The 15,486-nt window shown below is 56.4% G+C and carries 14 protein-coding genes and 1 tRNA gene; 7 read left to right on the top strand and 8 right to left on the bottom strand.

Annotated features, from left to right (window positions below; all coding sequences use genetic code 11):
• The first annotated feature begins 142 nt into the window (after positions 1-142).
• The 7 genes from Q0O99_RS02070 to Q0O99_RS02040 are packed head-to-tail and all read left to right on the top strand — an operon-like array spanning position 143 to position 6,978.
• Positions 143-925 carry a TetR/AcrR family transcriptional regulator gene (locus Q0O99_RS02070; RefSeq protein WP_293748027.1) on the top strand — a complete coding sequence of 261 codons (783 nt, stop codon included), beginning with the start codon at positions 143-145 and terminating at the stop codon, positions 923-925.
• Between the two features lies 1 nt (position 926).
• Positions 927-2,009: a Zn-dependent alcohol dehydrogenase gene (locus tag Q0O99_RS02065; protein WP_293748025.1), complete on the top strand. Its 1,083-nt coding sequence runs from the start codon at positions 927-929 to the stop codon at positions 2,007-2,009.
• 11 nt (positions 2,010-2,020) lie between these two features.
• Positions 2,021-2,893, top strand: a complete 873-nt coding sequence (locus Q0O99_RS02060) for an SDR family oxidoreductase (RefSeq protein WP_293748023.1) — start codon at positions 2,021-2,023, stop codon at positions 2,891-2,893.
• Between the two features lie 30 nt (positions 2,894-2,923).
• Positions 2,924-3,244: a 2Fe-2S iron-sulfur cluster-binding protein gene (locus Q0O99_RS02055; protein WP_293748021.1), complete on the top strand. Its 321-nt coding sequence runs from the start codon at positions 2,924-2,926 to the stop codon at positions 3,242-3,244.
• Between the two features lie 28 nt (positions 3,245-3,272).
• A complete protein-coding gene (locus tag Q0O99_RS02050) occupies positions 3,273-4,535 on the top strand; it encodes a cytochrome P450 (RefSeq protein WP_293748019.1) in 1,263 nt (420 codons plus the stop codon).
• Positions 4,532-6,037, top strand: a complete 1,506-nt coding sequence (locus tag Q0O99_RS02045) for an NAD(P)/FAD-dependent oxidoreductase (protein WP_293748017.1) — start codon at positions 4,532-4,534, stop codon at positions 6,035-6,037. The genes Q0O99_RS02050 and Q0O99_RS02045 overlap by 4 nt, the downstream gene beginning before the upstream one ends.
• Positions 6,038-6,090: 53 nt before the next feature.
• Positions 6,091-6,978: a tripartite tricarboxylate transporter substrate binding protein gene (locus Q0O99_RS02040; RefSeq protein ID WP_293748015.1), complete on the top strand. Its 888-nt coding sequence runs from the start codon at positions 6,091-6,093 to the stop codon at positions 6,976-6,978.
• Positions 6,979-7,027: 49 nt separating this feature from the next.
• Here Q0O99_RS02040 and istB read toward each other — a convergent pair whose 3' ends face one another.
• The 8 genes from istB to hscB all read right to left on the bottom strand — a co-directional run bounded on the left by istB (position 7,028) and on the right by hscB (position 15,428).
• Positions 7,028-7,840 carry an IS21-like element helper ATPase IstB gene (gene istB, locus Q0O99_RS02035; protein WP_293748013.1) on the bottom strand — a complete coding sequence of 271 codons (813 nt, stop codon included), beginning with the start codon at positions 7,838-7,840 and terminating at the stop codon, positions 7,028-7,030.
• Positions 7,833-9,353 (bottom strand): IS21 family transposase, encoded by a 1,521-nt coding sequence (istA, locus tag Q0O99_RS02030; protein ID WP_293748011.1) that lies wholly within the window; start codon positions 9,351-9,353, stop codon positions 7,833-7,835. The genes istB and istA overlap by 8 nt, the downstream gene beginning before the upstream one ends.
• A 360-nt stretch (positions 9,354-9,713) precedes the next feature.
• Positions 9,714-11,240 carry a caspase family protein gene (locus tag Q0O99_RS02025; RefSeq protein ID WP_293748009.1) on the bottom strand — a complete coding sequence of 509 codons (1,527 nt, stop codon included), beginning with the start codon at positions 11,238-11,240 and terminating at the stop codon, positions 9,714-9,716.
• A 529-nt stretch (positions 11,241-11,769) separates the two neighbouring features.
• Positions 11,770-11,844 (bottom strand) — tRNA-Val (locus Q0O99_RS02020).
• 106 nt (positions 11,845-11,950) lie between these two features.
• Complete coding sequence (dnaQ, locus tag Q0O99_RS02015; protein WP_293748007.1) at positions 11,951-12,661, bottom strand: DNA polymerase III subunit epsilon; 711 nt, start codon at positions 12,659-12,661, stop codon at positions 11,951-11,953.
• A 13-nt stretch (positions 12,662-12,674) separates the two neighbouring features.
• Positions 12,675-13,013, bottom strand: coding sequence for an ISC system 2Fe-2S type ferredoxin (gene fdx / locus Q0O99_RS02010; protein ID WP_108352481.1), 339 nt, complete (start codon positions 13,011-13,013; stop codon positions 12,675-12,677).
• A 14-nt stretch (positions 13,014-13,027) separates the two neighbouring features.
• Positions 13,028-14,893 carry a Fe-S protein assembly chaperone HscA gene (gene hscA / locus Q0O99_RS02005; protein WP_293748005.1) on the bottom strand — a complete coding sequence of 622 codons (1,866 nt, stop codon included), beginning with the start codon at positions 14,891-14,893 and terminating at the stop codon, positions 13,028-13,030.
• A 16-nt stretch (positions 14,894-14,909) separates the two neighbouring features.
• Positions 14,910-15,428, bottom strand: coding sequence for a Fe-S protein assembly co-chaperone HscB (gene hscB / locus Q0O99_RS02000; RefSeq protein WP_293748003.1), 519 nt, complete (start codon positions 15,426-15,428; stop codon positions 14,910-14,912).
• Positions 15,429-15,486: the final 58 nt, after the last annotated feature.

The raw sequence follows: 15,486 nt of genomic DNA, 5'->3' as shown, positions 1-15,486 counted from the left end.
GAGATCACATGATCTGCGAGCCGATTGAAATCAAACACATGGTTTTCCCTTGGTTCTTAAATCTGACGCTTGACAAGTGCTGCCCGGCGGAATTATTGTGAACCAGAATTCATGTTCTTTATTTTGGTTTTGAAAGCCGCATTTGTCCACCCTCCCATTTACTGCCGCTGTAACGTCCAGAAAGCAGACGTCTAACATCGGAAAAAAAAACACCGAGGCTGTCGTCAAGGCCTTTCCGGCTAAGCAACATAGGTCCGAGCAAACCCACGAAAAACTGCTGCAATCAGGTCTTGATTTGTTGCGCGACGGGATTTTTGATGATATTTCCATTGCGCAAATTTCTGCCCAAGCAGGATGCTCTGTGGGTTCCTTCTATCTGAGATTTCGCAACAAAGAGGCTTTTTTCAAATTCCTCATTGAAAGCATCAGCGAATCCTTGCAAGAAGACCTGCTCGCCAATCTCACCCAAGAAAGTGTCAAGGAGCTCACGTTGATTCAAACGGTGCGCCATTGCGTAGAACATTACGTGGAGACCAATCGACAGTACGAAAGCATTATTCGCGCCGCCGTGCAATACAGCATCAGTGACAGCGATGACTGGCAACCCGTTCGGGATAACGGGTTGATGCTGCATGCCCACTACATTGATTTGATCCTCAGTAAATCAAGAAAACTAAACCATGAAGAATCCCGCCAGCAACTGCTCGTCGGCTTGCAAATCATCAGTGGACATTTGGTCAACAGCATTACGCATCCCGTCAACCACTTACCCTTGCATGACCCCAACCTCAGCCATTGGCTGTTTAAAGTGGTCATGCACTGCATGAAGGTCAAGCTACCAACACACGTCATACCGCAGCAAAAAAGGGCACGCTTGCGTATCGCATCCCCCAAGAAAAAAGTCACAATCCAGAGGAGAAAATGACATGAAAGCCGCCGTTTTTCATGGCCCAGGTCAGCCCATGACCATCGAGAGCATCGAGATCGAAAAACCCAAGCGCAACGAAGTGCTGGTGCGTACCCGTGTCAGCGGGCTTTGCCACAGTGACTTGCATTTCATCGAAGGCAAATACCCCACACCTGTTCCTGCAGTGCTGGGTCATGAAGCCGCAGGTGTGGTCGAAGCGGTCGGTGAAGATGTCACCCACGTCAAGCCCGGCGACCATGTGGTCACCTGCTTATCGGTGTTCTGTGGACATTGTGAGTATTGCGTGACAGGTCACCAAACCATCTGCAGCAACACCGCAGTCAAGATGCCACCCGGCGTGGCCAAACGCCTGCGCTGGAAGGGCGAACATCTCAATCAATTCCTCAACCTCTCAACTTTTGCTGAGCAAATGTTGGTGCACGAAAATGCTGTGGTCAAAATACGCGCAGACATGCCCTTAGACTTAGCGGCACTGCTGGGTTGCGGGGTTCTGACAGGCTATGGCTCGGTGGTCCACAGTGCACAACTGGAGCCTGGCACCACGGTGGCTGTGCTTGGCTGCGGTGGCGTGGGCCTGTCCACCATTCATGCGGCCCATCTGGCCGGTGCTGCACGCATCATTGCCATTGACATCGATCCGGCCAAGCTGGCGTTGGCCAAGGTTTTCGGTGCGACCGATGGCATGGATGCCAAAGAACCAGACATGGTCGCCAAGATCATCGAGATGACCCAGGGCGGTGTGCACTACGCATTCGAGTGTATTGGCCTCAAGCCCACCACCGAAGCTTCGTTTGCCATGCTGCGTCCTCGGGGTTTGTCCACCATTGTGGGCATGATCCCGCTGGGGACCAAAATCGAGCTGCACGGCTTTGACTTTCTGCGCGAGCGCCGCATTCAAGGCACGATGATGGGCTCCAACCACTTTCGCCTGGACATTCCCCGCTTGGTCGAATTTCACATGCAGGGCCGGATGAAGCTCGACCAGCTGGTTTCGAACCGACTCAAGCTGGAGCAAATCAACGACGGCTTTTCTGCTCTGCAGCGCGGCGGCATCGCCCGAAACATAATCGTCTTCGACTGATGGAGCGACCCATGAAACGACTCCAAAACAAAGTCGCCGTGATCACGGGCGCCTGCTCAGGCATCGGCTTGGCCACAACCGAGCTGTTTTTGTCCGAAGGCGCGCAAGTGGTGGCGGCAGATGTACAGGACGATGTGGGCGAACAATTGCAACGGCAATACGCAGGCCAGCTGCACTTTGCGCATTGTGACGTGACCCAGCTCAATGAATTGCGCGCCGCCATCGACAGTGCGGCCGAGCATTTTGGTGGGCTGAACATCCTGTTCAGCAACGCAGGTCGCATAGGCACCATGGGTGGCGTTCAAGCTTTCAATGCGCAAGCTTGGGACGACACCCAAAACCTTTTGCTGCGATCTGTCGCAGCCGGAGCGAGCTACGCCGTACCCCACATGGTCAAGCGCGGTGGAGGCGCCATCGTCAACACATCGTCCATATCTGCACTACAAGCTGGCTACGCCCCACTGGCCTATTCGGTGGCCAAGGCGGGCGTGCTGCATTACACCCAAGTCGCAGCGGCCGAACTCTGCGCCTTGAATATCCGCATCAACGCTGTGGTGCCGGGCTTCATTGCCACGCGGATCTTCGGCGGTCTGTTTGGCATGGACCAAGAGGCCTCGCAAGAGCTGGCCCATCGTGTGAGTGAGCACAGCAGCAGCGCCAATCCGATTGGCCGTGCAGGTCATCCGCAGGACATTGCCGAGGCAGCCCTGTACCTGGCCAGTGATGCCGCGCGCTTCGTCACCGGCACCCACATCACGGTGGACGGCGGGATCACCATCGGCCCTCGCCACAGTTGGGATCCCCAAACAACAAGCCCCATGAGTCAAGCACTCGGCGTGTCACGCGAGCAGATCGAAGCCATGCGCAAGTCAGCTCATTCCTGAATTCCGATTTTCCAGAAAGATTTTTTCTCCATGTCCCAAGTCCATTTCATTAGCTTTGACGGTTCTCGCCGCAGCGTTGAGGCCCACATTGGCGAAAACCTGATGCGCGCCGCCACCGACAACGCCGTGCCGGGCATCGATGGTGATTGTGGCGGCCAGTGCGCTTGCGCCACTTGCCACGTGTTCGTGTCTGCACCTTGGGCTGAGCGCCTGCCCGTCATGCAAAAAAATGAGAACGATATTCTTGAATTCACCAATGAGCGCAGTGGGTCCTCCCGATTGGCCTGCCAGATCATCATGAGCACCGAGCTCGATGGGATCGAAGTTCATATGCCCGAAGGCCAACACTGAAGCTGCGCTCAGACCCCAGGAAAACAACATGAAACTGTCACACGCCGAAATTCAGGCTTCAGCCCGTGCCGAAGCCTTTGCCATGCCGATCGAGCAGATCGACCCCGGATCACCTGCTTATTTTGAGAACGACACCGTTGGTCATTATTTCGAACGCCTTCGACGTGACGACCCTGTCCACCACTGCAATAGCGCTTTGTACGGACCGTATTGGTCGGTGACCCGTTTCCAGGACATCATGCAGGTGGACACCCACCACGGCATCTACTCTTCAGACTGGACAAATGGTGGGATTGCCATCACCGAACCACCACCGGGTGAAGCGAAGTTGCAGATGTTCATCGCCATGGACCCTCCGCGCCATGACGTGCAACGCAAGGCCGTTCAGCCCATCGTAGCGCCGGGCAACCTGGCCAAAATGCAGCACCTCATCCGGGAGCGGACCTGCAAAGTTCTCGACGGCTTGCCTCGTGGCGAGAGCTTCAACTGGGTAGCGCATGTGTCTATCGAGCTCACCACTTTGATGCTGGCGACTCTTTTTGACTTTCCGATAGAGGACCGTCACCTGTTGACCCACTGGTCAGATGTGGCCACCGCCAACAAGGATGTGGACCCCAACGCGCCAACGCGTGAAGAACGCTTGGCTGAACTGCACAAAATGGCGGCTTATTTCACCCGCCTATGGAATGAGCGCGTCAATGCCAGTCCTGGATCCGACCTGATTTCCATGATGGCCCACAACCCGGAAACCCGGAACATGACACCGCAGGAGTTCATGGGCAATCTGGTGTTGCTGATCGTGGGCGGCAACGACACCACGCGCAACTCGATGACAGGCGGCCTGCTGGCCCTGCACAATAACCCGGCCGAATGGGACAAGCTGCGAAACAATCCGGCCCTTGTGGACAACATGGTCTCGGAAATCATTCGCTGGCAGACGCCGCTGGCCCACATGCGCCGAACCGCCTTGCAAGACACTGAACTGGGCGGCAAACACATCCAAAAAGGCGACAAGGTGGTGATGTGGTATCTCTCGGGCAACCGCGACGAGGAGGCCATCCCCAACGCAAGCCAGTTCATCATTGACCGCCCTCGCGCGCGCCAGCACCTGTCTTTCGGCTTTGGTATCCACCGCTGTGTGGGCAACCGCTTGGCCGAGATGCAACTGCGGATCTTGTGGGAAGAAATTCAAAAGCGCTTTCCCGTCATCGAAGTCGTGGCCGAACCTGTGCGGGTGCGTTCGCCCTTTGTGCGGGGGTTCACCGAACTCATGGTGCGCATCCCCACATGAGCGAGGCGCCCGAAATGAACCTGTTGCCCGAGCAATTGGATGTGCTGATCATCGGCGCCGGTATCTCTGGCGTGGGCGCCGCCTGCCACCTGCAGCAACAGTGCCCGGACAAGCGTTTTGCGTTGGTCGAGGCGCAGGCCAGTTTCGGCGGCACTTGGCTAACGCACACTTATCCCGGCGTCCGCTCAGACAGCGACCTGTTCACCTTTGGCTACCGATTCAAGCCATGGCGCGGCGACCCCATCGCCACTGGCGATCAGATCCTGAACTACATGGACGAGGTCATCGGCGAACACGACCTGTCCGGTCGGATTCATTACAGACACCGTGTCACCTCGGCTCGTTGGTCTTCTGCCCAAGCCTGCTGGCACGTCGAAATCGTGCACACACCGACAGAGGGCAACCCTGTCATCCGCCAAGTGCGCTGTCAGTTTTTATGGATGTGCCAAGGTTACTACCGGCACGCCGAAGGCTACACCCCTGAGTGGCCAGGTATGGACGACTTTGCCGGTCGCATCGTGCATCCACAGCAATGGCCAAAAGACCTCGACCTGACCGGTCAGCGCGTGGTGGTGATCGGCTCAGGCGCTACCGCCGCAACATTGGTACCGGCCCTGGCTGGCCGCTGTGCACACGTCACCATGCTGCAGCGTTCTCCCACTTGGTTTGCCACAGGACGCAACGCCAATGAACTGGCTGATACGCTGCGCGCACTGGACGTACCGCACGAATGGACCCACGAAATTGTTCGCCGCAAGGTCCTGCACGACCAAGCCAACTTGCAGCGGCTCTGCGTCCAAGCGCCCGATGCTGTGGCGGCTGAACTGCTTGCCGCAGTCAGGGAGGCACTCGGCCCCGAACACGCACACTTGGTCGATGTCCATTTCAAGCCGTCCTATCGTCCATGGCAACAGCGTTTAGCCTTTGTTCCCGATGGCGACCTCTTCAAAGCGATACGCCATGGACAGGCCAGTGTTCAAACAGGTTCGATTGAGCGCTTCGTGCCAGAAGGCATTCGCCTGAGCAACGGTGAGACTGTGCCCGCCGATGTGATTGTGACTGCCACAGGTTTTAACCTGAACGTATTGGGTGACATTGATTTCCAAGTCGATGGCAAGCCGCTGAACTTTGCGGGCAGCGTCACTTGGCGTGGTGCCATGTTCACGGGCTTGCCCAATTTGCTGTGGGTGTTCGGCTATTTTCGTGCCAGCTGGACGCTGCGCGCCGACTTGCTGGGCGACTTTTTCTGCAAGCTTGTGCAGCACATGGACCAACACGAATTACGCAGTGTGGTGCCTGAGCTTCGGCCTGAAGACCAAGACATGACCTTGAGCCCCTGGGTGCAAACCGACAACTTCAATCCAGGGTACCTGGCCAGGAGCATGCACCAGTTGCCATGCCAAGGCGATCGTGCACCCTGGTTGCACTTGCAAGACTACTCGATAGAAAAGAACGATCTTCCAGTCGCCACCTTCGATGACGGCTCTTTGATTTTTAACTGAGTTTTTCTCAACGCACCTAGAAAATTTTCACCACCACATCCAGGAGACACTTCATGACCAATGCACTGACTCGCCGCCAGACCCTGCAAGCGTTGGGAGCCAGCTTGCTGCCCATGCCGCTGATAGCAGCCGCGCAAGCCGCTTTTCCCAACAAGCCCGTTCGCATCATCGTGCCCCTGCCTGCTAGCGGAGCAGCCGATGTGTCGGTGCGCATCTTGACAGAATTCATGCAACAGCCTATGGGTCAAAGCCTTGTGGTGGAGAACCGACCTGGTGGGATTTACCAAATCGGTATTCAGGCCATCACCAGCGCTCCAGCGGATGGTTACACCCTGATTCACCTCAATGCAACCATGTGCGCCGTGCAGGCTTCGCTCAAACGGTTTGACATGCTCAAACAACTCATTCCGGTGGGGTTGATGGGCTCAACAGATGCCATGCTTTGCATCGCCAACAATGCGCCGTTCAAGACGACACAAGAAATGGTGGCATGGGGAAGGGCCAACCCCGGCAAGCTCAACTATGGCTCTACAGGTCCGGGCTCAATGGAGCATCTGAGCATGGTCAGCATCATGCAACGTGTCGGCATCACCGGGAACAACATTCCATTCAAAGGTGGCCCAGATGGTGCATTGGCTCTTGCCCAAGGGGAGATCCAGGCCATGGCATTGCCAGCGCCACTGATCATCCAGTTCAAAGACAAAATCAAACCTGTGATCGCCCTGACGGAGCAACGCATCGGTTTCTTGCCTGATTTGCCCACCGCCAAAGAGCAGGGACTGGATATCCCCACGGTGAATTACTGGGGGGGTCTGGCGGTCCCCGTTGGCACACCCACAGCTGTCGTCGAGACCCTTGAAAAAGCCTTGAGCGTTGCCGTGAATAACCCGGCCTTGTCTCAGCGCTACATACCATTGGTGTTGATTCATCAGCCAAACTGAGCCAGTGCGCACGTTGAATATTGAGCCACTGGTTTTAGGGAATTTATGTTCAGTTGGTTGTGGATAAGTCTATCTGATCTGTGGTTTTGACATCTCCTTTCTGAGCTTTTGCCCGTTGAGGTTTAGTGGGTGTGGCGGCTGTTGAGTTCTTGAACCGCCAGCTTTCATTGCCTGTCTCCACGATGTGGCAGTGATGCGTCAGGCGGTCCAGTAGGGCCGTAGTCATCTTGGCATCACCAAACACATTGCTCCATTCCGAGAAGTTCAGATTGGTCGTGATGACCACACTGGTGCGCTCGTAGAGTTTGGAGAGCAGATGGAACAGCAGCGCCCCGCCAGACTGGGTGAATGGCAGGTAACCCATTTCATCAAGAATCACCATGTCCACATACATCAGCCGGAAGGCGAGCTGACCGGTTTTGTTTTGCGCCTTCTCCAACTCCAATGCGTTGACCAGTTCGACCGTGGAGAAGAATCGAACCCTCTTGCCGTGGGTCCGGATTGCCTCAACCCCCAGACTTGTGGCCAAGTGAGTTTTGCCAGTGCCCGGGCCGCCCACCAACACCACGTTGTGCGCGGAGTTCACAAATTCCAGTCCATGAAGCTTTTGAACCAAGGCTTCGTCCACATGGGCCTGCGTGAAGTCAAACCCCAGCAGATCCCGGTGCGCCGGGAAGCGGGCCACACGCATTTGATAGGCCATGGAACGCACTTCGCGTTGTGCCTTCTCGGCCTTGATCAATTGCATCAGCACCGTATCGTGGTCCAGCGACTTGATGCGGGCCGTGCCCTGAACCTCCGGCCACGCACTGGCCATACCGTGCAACCCAAGCTCTTTGAAGTCGGCAATCAGATCAAGCATCGTTCATCTCCTGATCGCTCCATTGCTGACTTCGTAGTCGGTCATACCGATCCACATTGGCCTGTGATGGCCTGCTCAGGTTTAGATGGGTGTGCACCGGCTCGTTGTTACGGCTTGGCTCCTTCAGGCGAGAGAGAACGTTCAGGATGTGTTCAGCACTGACCCGCCCAGACTGCAAGGCCAGCTCGACGGCCACCAATACCGCCTCCAGCCCATGCAAGGTGACTGCATTGAGCACTTGCGCCATGACCCGATCACCACCAGAGTGGCGCAGCAACTGATCTTGCAATTGCCGCAACGGCTCGGGCATCGTTCTGAACGGTGCACCGTTGCGCAATGCGCCAGGCTTGCGCTCGATCAGCGCGATGTAGTGCGTCCAGTCGTAAAGGGTCTGGTCCCGCTCGAAGCAGCGCTTGAGACGGATGAACTCCCCCTCCGGCGAGACCACCATCAAGTGATCGTGATACACCCGCACGCTGACCATTGCATTGACCCATTCGCACGGGACGCTGTAGCGGTTGCGCTGGAAGTTGATCAGCGATGTGGAAGAGACCCGCGCCGGGTGTTCGATGTAGCCATCAAAGGGTCTGGGGTTAGGCATCAAGCGCAACCGCTCGTCCTGGTACACATCGGCCACCGTCATGTGCACCCATTCAGGATGCTGCAAATGCTCCCAAGCATCAACACAGGCCTTCTGCAACCAAGCGTTGAGTTCTTCCAGCGAGTTCCAACGCCGCTCGCTGGCCTCGCGCCAGATACCCCGACGCCGGTCCTGCACGTTCTTCTCCACGATGCCTTTCTCCCAGCCTGCCGCCCGATTGCAGAACTCCGGATCAAACAGGTAGTGCCCCGTCATCGTCTCAAATCGGGCGTTGATGGTGCGCTTCTTGCCATCGCCCACCTTGTCCACCGCCGTCTTCATGTTGTCGTAGATACCGCGTTTGGTGACACCGCCAAACACGGCAAACGCCCGGGCGTGCGCCTCAAACAACATCTCGTGCGCTTGGTTGTAATAGGCCGACAGCACAAACGCCCGGCTGGCCGCCAATTTGGTGTGCGCCAGATCCAAGCGCCTGCGCAAGCCGCCAATGAACGCGTATTCAGTGCTCCAGTCAAACTGGAACGCCTCGCCCATGTCAAAGTGCATCGGCACATAACCCTGCCCCTTGGCCGCCAAGTCCTGTTCTTTGCGCCACCTTAGGGCGAAGGTGTAAACCGGCCCCCGACTGCCCGGATAGCCCAACGCCCGAAGCCCCTCAAATAAAGCTTTGGTGCCACGACGCTCACGTTTATTGCGGTGACTGTCAGACTTCAGCCACTGCGCAAGCACCTCCTCAAATGGTCCCAGAATCCCCGGGCCTGACGCCCGCTTGGGATACCGGGGCTCCACCATCTCGGGTTGCTCCAGCCACTTCTTGGCCGTGTTGCGAGAAATACCAAGCCGATTGCTGGCCTCGCGGATGGATATGCCGTCTCGAAGAACAAGACGGCGCAATTTACTCAATGTACTCACGTTGATCACTCCTGCCACCCTGCATAAAAAATAAGCAGGGTAGCTCTCAACGTGGCTCAATTTTCAACGTGTAAAGCTCGGAAATTGGCTCAGATTTGGTTGTGATTCAACAATACATTGCATTATGGAAAGTTAGAGTACCTACGCAGTTATTCCACCTGCGAGCAGGTAAATCTGCAGGACACGGCGGCAACTGTGAATTCGCCACAGCCCATAGCGGCATCATGAAAACAAAAAAACGGAGCAAATTTTTCACTGAGTGCTGACGGAATTTGGACGGTAAAGAACTTCGCGAAAGGGCGCTGCTGGTCATCCGACAGACTGCCCACGCCACTATCTGCAAGAATTTAGAACATATGCTCATCTGGTCTGCCTGAATGAAAAAAAGCCGGTCAGACTTGTACTTTCCCATGGGACCTGTGCGCCATTGGTCTCTCGAGTCACGTTTCTTCTAACCTCTTTGAAGACCTCCTCAATGGGCAGTCCGGGTTGTTGAATGGCTCGTAGAAGGTTCTTCGTAAAAGGGCTGTTGCGCTCCCCTCTACCACCATCAGCAGCGACCTTACCGGGAGCTGTTGAGTAAGAGAGAAAGGTGCCAGTTGGTGCGTCCATGCGAGCCAGCCCTCGGTTAAGACTTCTGGAGCCAATCAGATTGTTGTTGCGGCAGGCATCAAGGATCACGATGTTGACACGTTCTGCGTTGTTCGACTTGATCATCTCCAACATTTCAAGCCACGCAGCAGCGTCATACGCTTGATCCGCTAACTCGTATTCAAACTTGAGGTCGGCGTTGACCGGAATCATGTAGTTTTTGTTCTTGGACTCAATGCCGTGCCCAGCAAAGTAAATTAGGGCAACATCGGCGTTGGTGAGTTGATCAGCAAAGCGTCGGGTAGCTTCCCGAATCTGACCAAGCGAAGCATTACGCAAGAACGTAGTCTGGAATCCAAATCGTTTCAAGGCTTGATCAATGTCAGTGGCATCGTTGACCGCATTTTCTAAGGGACTGGATTTGTACTGAGCATTTCCAATCACCAGTGCCACTCGGCGTTCTGATCTTTGCACAGTCTGAGGACGAGGCCGCTCAGTCAGTCGGGATTCGGCTAATTCTTTTGCGCGGTCGAGTTCGACTTGAAGCTCTTGCCTTTTTCTGCGTTCGGCATCTAACTCTGCTGTAATTCTCTCTCGCTCTTTACTAAATGAGGTTTGATCGTCGGGCGATATACGATTTTTGCGCTCGGCTTCAAGCCCTGCATTGGGGTCATATGTTGGAATTTTATTTAACGCATAAGCCGGACCCAAATGGGTTGATGAATTGAATGGGAATAGGTTTTTGTCTATTTCATATGAGCCGACAAGTTTTCCCTCATACCAGTCGCCAGAAAGCGCAACAGACCCGTCTGCTCTGTATTCAATCCCTCTTCCATCTCGTTTGTTACCTTTCCATTCTCCGACGTACTTATTTCCATTTGTTGCAATTTCATTTTCGGATGTACGGATTACATCAGACGATGAACTGACTTTTGTAGTGGAAACAAAGGGATACCGACTTACATCTAGCACAAATGATCCGACAAGTTTTCCTTCGTACCACTCACCAGATGCAACAACAGTTCCATCGGCACTGTATTGAATTCCCCTTCCATCGCGATTGTCGTTTTTCCAATCCCCTATGTACTTTCTACCGTCAATATTTTTGAAGGTCCCATGTCCACTTCGCCTTCCATCTTTCCATTCACCTTCGTAATTGCCGCTTGCGACGGATTTAGAACCAAAACAATTGGTCCATTGCGAGGTTTGGCTACCAAGACAGTTAGGGAGATTTTTTTGTGCTCCAGCACTGCCAGCCATTAGGCAGAGCAAGACGAGGCGGATGAGTTTAAGCATGGGTGCCATCGTAACCAATCTTGTAACGTTTTGGGAGATCGCGCATCTCAAGCCTGCGAACGTTCTGATCATTTTGGAATTTTTTACATACCCCCGGGGGGCATCGGTCTAAAAGGCAAGGGGGGGTAGTTGCTTTCGGCCCGAAGGGTAATCGGTCGAGCAAATCACAGTGCATAGGGCAGATGGGAGTCCCTGCTCAGGACTTGGGGGTGGGGGTACGGTGGGGTCTGACTGGGCAGGAAATTTGGAAGGCACCGGTTGAACACTCAAGTCCAGCACTCGCGATAGCTAACCCTTGCATACCAAGTAGAAACTCAGCACATGAGGAGGCCACAGCACTACATCCCAAAAATCTCTGAAGAGCCCCCAAAGCACATTGATGCATGTACCTTCAAATCTGCCGTGTTCACCGCAGTAAAAGTGAAACCTTTTGGGGCTCCCAAAACAGGCGTTTAGGACACTTTTAGGACACCGACAAGAAAAAAGCACCTAGAGTTTCCTCTAAGTGCTTGATTTCATTCGGAATTTTTGGTGGGCGATGCAAGTTTCGAACTTGCGACCCCTGCAGTGTGAATGCAGTGCTCTACCCCTGAGCTAATCGCCCTGCGCCGTTTGACGAAGAGCGCAATTATGACATGAAAACCTGGACCATTTGACGCTTAGCAACTGAAAAGTCGTCGCCAAACACATGGCCTTTTGGGCAATGGGGCTCACGCCGACTGAGCCAGTCGCCAAACGGTTTTGCCGCCACTCGATTTGTCGAGTTGGGTCAGCACATCATCGTGCGCGGCCAGCTCTTGGGCATTGGCGGGAAGTACCGGCAAAGCATAAGTGCTCAGGTTCACCTGCACCTTGACCGACTGGGTGTCTGTGGGTGCGTCGCCCGCATCGATCAGCAGCGCCTCTTGGCCGCGTGTCATGTTGATGTAGACATCGGCCAGCAATTCGGCGTCGAGCAAAGCGCCGTGCAGGGTACGCCCAGAGTTGTCGACCTCAAGGCGATCGCACAGCGAGTCGAGGCTGTTACGTTTGCCGGGGAACATTTCCTTGGCCATGGCCAAAGTGTCAATCACACCACTGACGTAGGCCTTGAGGGGCTTTTTACCGACGCGTTCAAGTTCCTTGTTCAGAAAGCCGATGTCAAACGCTGCATTGTGGATGATGAGCTCGGCATCGGCCAGGTAATTCAGGATGTCTTCCGTCAGCTGGGCAAACTTGGGTTTGTCTCGCAAAAACTCGTTGCTGATACCGTGCACTTTGAGCGCGTCTTCGTGACTGTCACGCTCGGGGTTGAAATAGAAATGCAGGTTGTTGCCCGTGAGCTTGCGGGCATAGAGTTCCACACAACCGAGCTCGATGATGCGGTCGCCACCTTCGGCCGACAGGCCCGTGGTTTCGGTGTCCAAAACGATTTGACGCATGGATCGCCTTCGCTCAGTGCAGCTCTTTGGCGTGGTTGATGGTGTAGCGCGGGATCTCGATGACCAGATCGCTTTTTGCCACAAAGGCTTGACAGCTCAGGCGCGAGTTGGGCTCTAAGCCCCAGGCGCGGTCGAGCAGGTCTTCTTCGGTTTCTTCCATTTCACCCAGGCTTTTGAAGCCTTCGCGCACCACCACATGGCAGGTGGTGCAGGCTGCGCTCATGTCGCAGGCGTGTTCGATGTTGATGTGGTTGTCGAGCAGCGCTTCGCAGATGCTGGTGCCCGCAGGCGCGGTGATTTCAGCCCCGTTGGGGCAGTATTCGGCATGGGGCAGGATTTTGATGACGGGCATGGCGGTATTGTGGATTACATCGACTGGATATTTTGGCCAGCCAGGGCTTTCTGGATGCTGTGGTTCATGCGCTCGGCCGCAAAGGCTTCGGTGCCCTTGGCCAGGGCTTGGGTGCAGTCTTCCAGGGCTTGGGCATCTTGTTCGGTTGGGATGGCCGCTTGCAAGGTAGCCATCAGGGCGTCGATGTGGGCGCGCTCTACAGCGCTCAACAATTGACCGTCGGCGGCCAAGGCGCTGCGCGTGGCCAGCAGCATGCGATCGGCGTCCACTCGCGCCTCGACCAAGGCGCGCGCCTTCATGTCGGCTTGCGCGGTCGTGAAGCTCTCTTGCAGCATGGTGGCGATCTGATCGTCGCTCAGGCCATACGAGGGTTTGACGTCGATGCGGGCTTCGACACCACTGATTTGTTCTTTGGCCCCCACGCTCAGCAGGCCATCGGCGTCCACCGTGAAGGTGACGCGGATGCGGGCAGCGCCAGCCGCCATGGGCGGGATGCCGCGCAGCTCAAAGCGGGCCAGGCTGCGGCAGTCTTGCACCAGGTCGCGTTCGCCCTGCAGCACATGCAGCGCCAAGGCGGTCTGCCCGTCCTGGTAGGTGGTGAAGTCTTGCGCCATGGCGGTGGGGATGGTCTGGTTGCGCGGGATGATGCGCTCGACCAGACCGCCCATGGTTTCGATACCCAGTGACAGAGGGATAACATCAAGCAGCAGCAATTCGCCATCGGCATTGTTGCCCGCCAGTTGGTTGGCCTGGATGGATGCGCCCAAAGCGACGACTTCGTCGGGGTTGAGGTTGTTCAGCGGCGCTTGGCCAAAAAATTCGGCCACGGCCTGCTGGATTTGCGGCATGCGCGTCGAGCCGCCCACCATGACCACGCCTTGCACATCGTCCTTGGCCAGTTGCGCATCGCGCAGCGCTTTGCGCACGGCGGTGATGCAGCGGGCCGTCAGGGCTTGGGTGGCTTGCTCGAAATCTGCACGGCTGATTTGCTCAGACAAGCTGCCAGTAGACAGGGCGGCATTCAGCGTGACCGCATCGGCGGCGGTGAGTGCTTCTTTGGCCGCACGGGCAGCGGCCTTGAGCACGGTTTTGTCTTCGGCCGTGGCCTCGTGCAAGGCGGGCTGGCGGGCCATGGCGGCATCGGCCAGGGCTTGGTCGTAATCATCACCACCCAAGGCGGAATCACCGCCGGTAGACAAGACCTCAAACACGCCTTGCGTCAGGCGCAGGATGGAAATGTCGAAGGTGCCGCCACCCAGATCAAACACGGCGTAAACACCCTCGCTGGCGTTGTCCAGGCCATAGGCAATGGCCGCAGCGGTGGGTTCGTTGATCAGGCGCAGCACGTTCAAGCCTGCCAGTTGCGCGGCGTCTTTGGTGGCTTGGCGCTGAGCGTCGTCAAAGTACGCAGGCACGGTGATGACCGCGCCGTACAGGTCGTCGTTGAAGGTGTCTTCGGCGCGGTAGCGCAGCGTGGCCAAGATCTCGGCACTCACCTCGACGGGCGACTTGGGGCCCTGCACGGTTTGAATGGACAGCATGCCCTGTTCGCTGGCCGTGAACTCGTAGGGCAGTTTGCTGCGGTCGACGATGTCTTGCAGGCCACGGCCCATGAAGCGCTTGACCGAGGCAATCGTGTTGACCGGGTCGCTGGCGGCAGACTGCACAGCATCAAAACCAATTTGACGGCCCTGCCCCGGCATGAAGCGCACCACAGACGGCAAGATCACCCGGCCATCGTCGTCGGGCAAGCATTCGGCCACGCCGTTGCGCACCGACGCCACCAGCGAGTGCGTGGTGCCCAGGTCGATGCCCACGGCGATGCGGCGCTGGTGCGGGTCGGGCGACTGGCCCGGTTCGGAAATCTGCAGTAAGGCCATGTTCAGTGGGGAAAATTCAGGTCAATCGGTCGAGTTTAGCTTTCACTTCTTGCGTGAAGCGCTCGATGAACATCAGCGCCCTCACCTGCCCCACGGCTTGGGCGGGGTCTTTGGACACATCGAGCAACTGGGCCAGGGTTTGCTGAACTCGGCGCTGCTCGTTGGCCACAAGGCCTGCCAGGGCTTCGAGGCCTTGGGCACTGCCCGTGTCTTCCAGGTTTTCACGCCATTCCATTTGCTGCATCAAAAATGCTGGGGGCATGGCCGTGCTGTTTTCGGCCTGCACGGGCGCACCTTGCAGCTCACACAAATAAGCGGCGCGTTTCAGCGGGTCTTTCAGGCGTTGATACGCCTCGTTGATGCGCACCGACCACTGCATTGCCACGCGCTGGGCGGCGGCGCCATCGGCAGCAAAGCGGTCCGGGTGGGCTTCGCGTTGCAGGGCTTTCCAGCGGGCATCGAGCTGAGCGCGGTCCTGTGCAAACTGCACAGGCACATCGAACAGGACGAAGTCGTTGGCTTGAAGGTTAATCATGCGGTCACTGCCATGGCGAGGGAAACGCGGCCATCCAAGCATGGCTCGCCACGTCGCT

This window comes from Limnohabitans sp. Rim8, from assembly GCF_945901735.1.
GTDB lineage: Bacteria > Pseudomonadota > Gammaproteobacteria > Burkholderiales > Burkholderiaceae_C > Limnohabitans_A.
Note: the sequence above shows the minus strand (reverse complement) of the source record. Positions and strands in the feature narration are given on the sequence as shown.

What these genes read in the sequence shown, in the direction of transcription:
- Q0O99_RS02065 (WP_293748025.1), top strand. Translation starts at nt 927, where the DNA reads ATGAAAGCCGCCGTTTTTCATGGCCCAGGTCAGCCCATGACCATCGAG.
- Q0O99_RS02060 (WP_293748023.1), top strand. Translation starts at nt 2,021, where the DNA reads ATGAAACGACTCCAAAACAAAGTCGCCGTGATCACGGGCGCCTGCTCA.
- Q0O99_RS02055 (WP_293748021.1), top strand. Translation starts at nt 2,924, where the DNA reads ATGTCCCAAGTCCATTTCATTAGCTTTGACGGTTCTCGCCGCAGCGTT.
- Q0O99_RS02050 (WP_293748019.1), top strand. Translation starts at nt 3,273, where the DNA reads ATGAAACTGTCACACGCCGAAATTCAGGCTTCAGCCCGTGCCGAAGCC.
- Q0O99_RS02045 (WP_293748017.1), top strand. Translation starts at nt 4,532, where the DNA reads ATGAGCGAGGCGCCCGAAATGAACCTGTTGCCCGAGCAATTGGATGTG.
- Q0O99_RS02040 (WP_293748015.1), top strand. Translation starts at nt 6,091, where the DNA reads ATGACCAATGCACTGACTCGCCGCCAGACCCTGCAAGCGTTGGGAGCC.
- istB (WP_293748013.1), bottom strand. Translation starts at nt 7,840, where the DNA reads ATGCTTGATCTGATTGCCGACTTCAAAGAGCTTGGGTTGCACGGTATG.
- Q0O99_RS02025 (WP_293748009.1), bottom strand. Translation starts at nt 11,240, where the DNA reads ATGCTTAAACTCATCCGCCTCGTCTTGCTCTGCCTAATGGCTGGCAGT.
- dnaQ (WP_293748007.1), bottom strand. Translation starts at nt 12,661, where the DNA reads ATGCGTCAAATCGTTTTGGACACCGAAACCACGGGCCTGTCGGCCGAA.
- fdx (WP_108352481.1), bottom strand. Translation starts at nt 13,013, where the DNA reads ATGCCCGTCATCAAAATCCTGCCCCATGCCGAATACTGCCCCAACGGG.
- hscA (WP_293748005.1), bottom strand. Translation starts at nt 14,893, where the DNA reads ATGGCCTTACTGCAGATTTCCGAACCGGGCCAGTCGCCCGACCCGCAC.
- hscB (WP_293748003.1), bottom strand. Translation starts at nt 15,428, where the DNA reads ATGATTAACCTTCAAGCCAACGACTTCGTCCTGTTCGATGTGCCTGTG.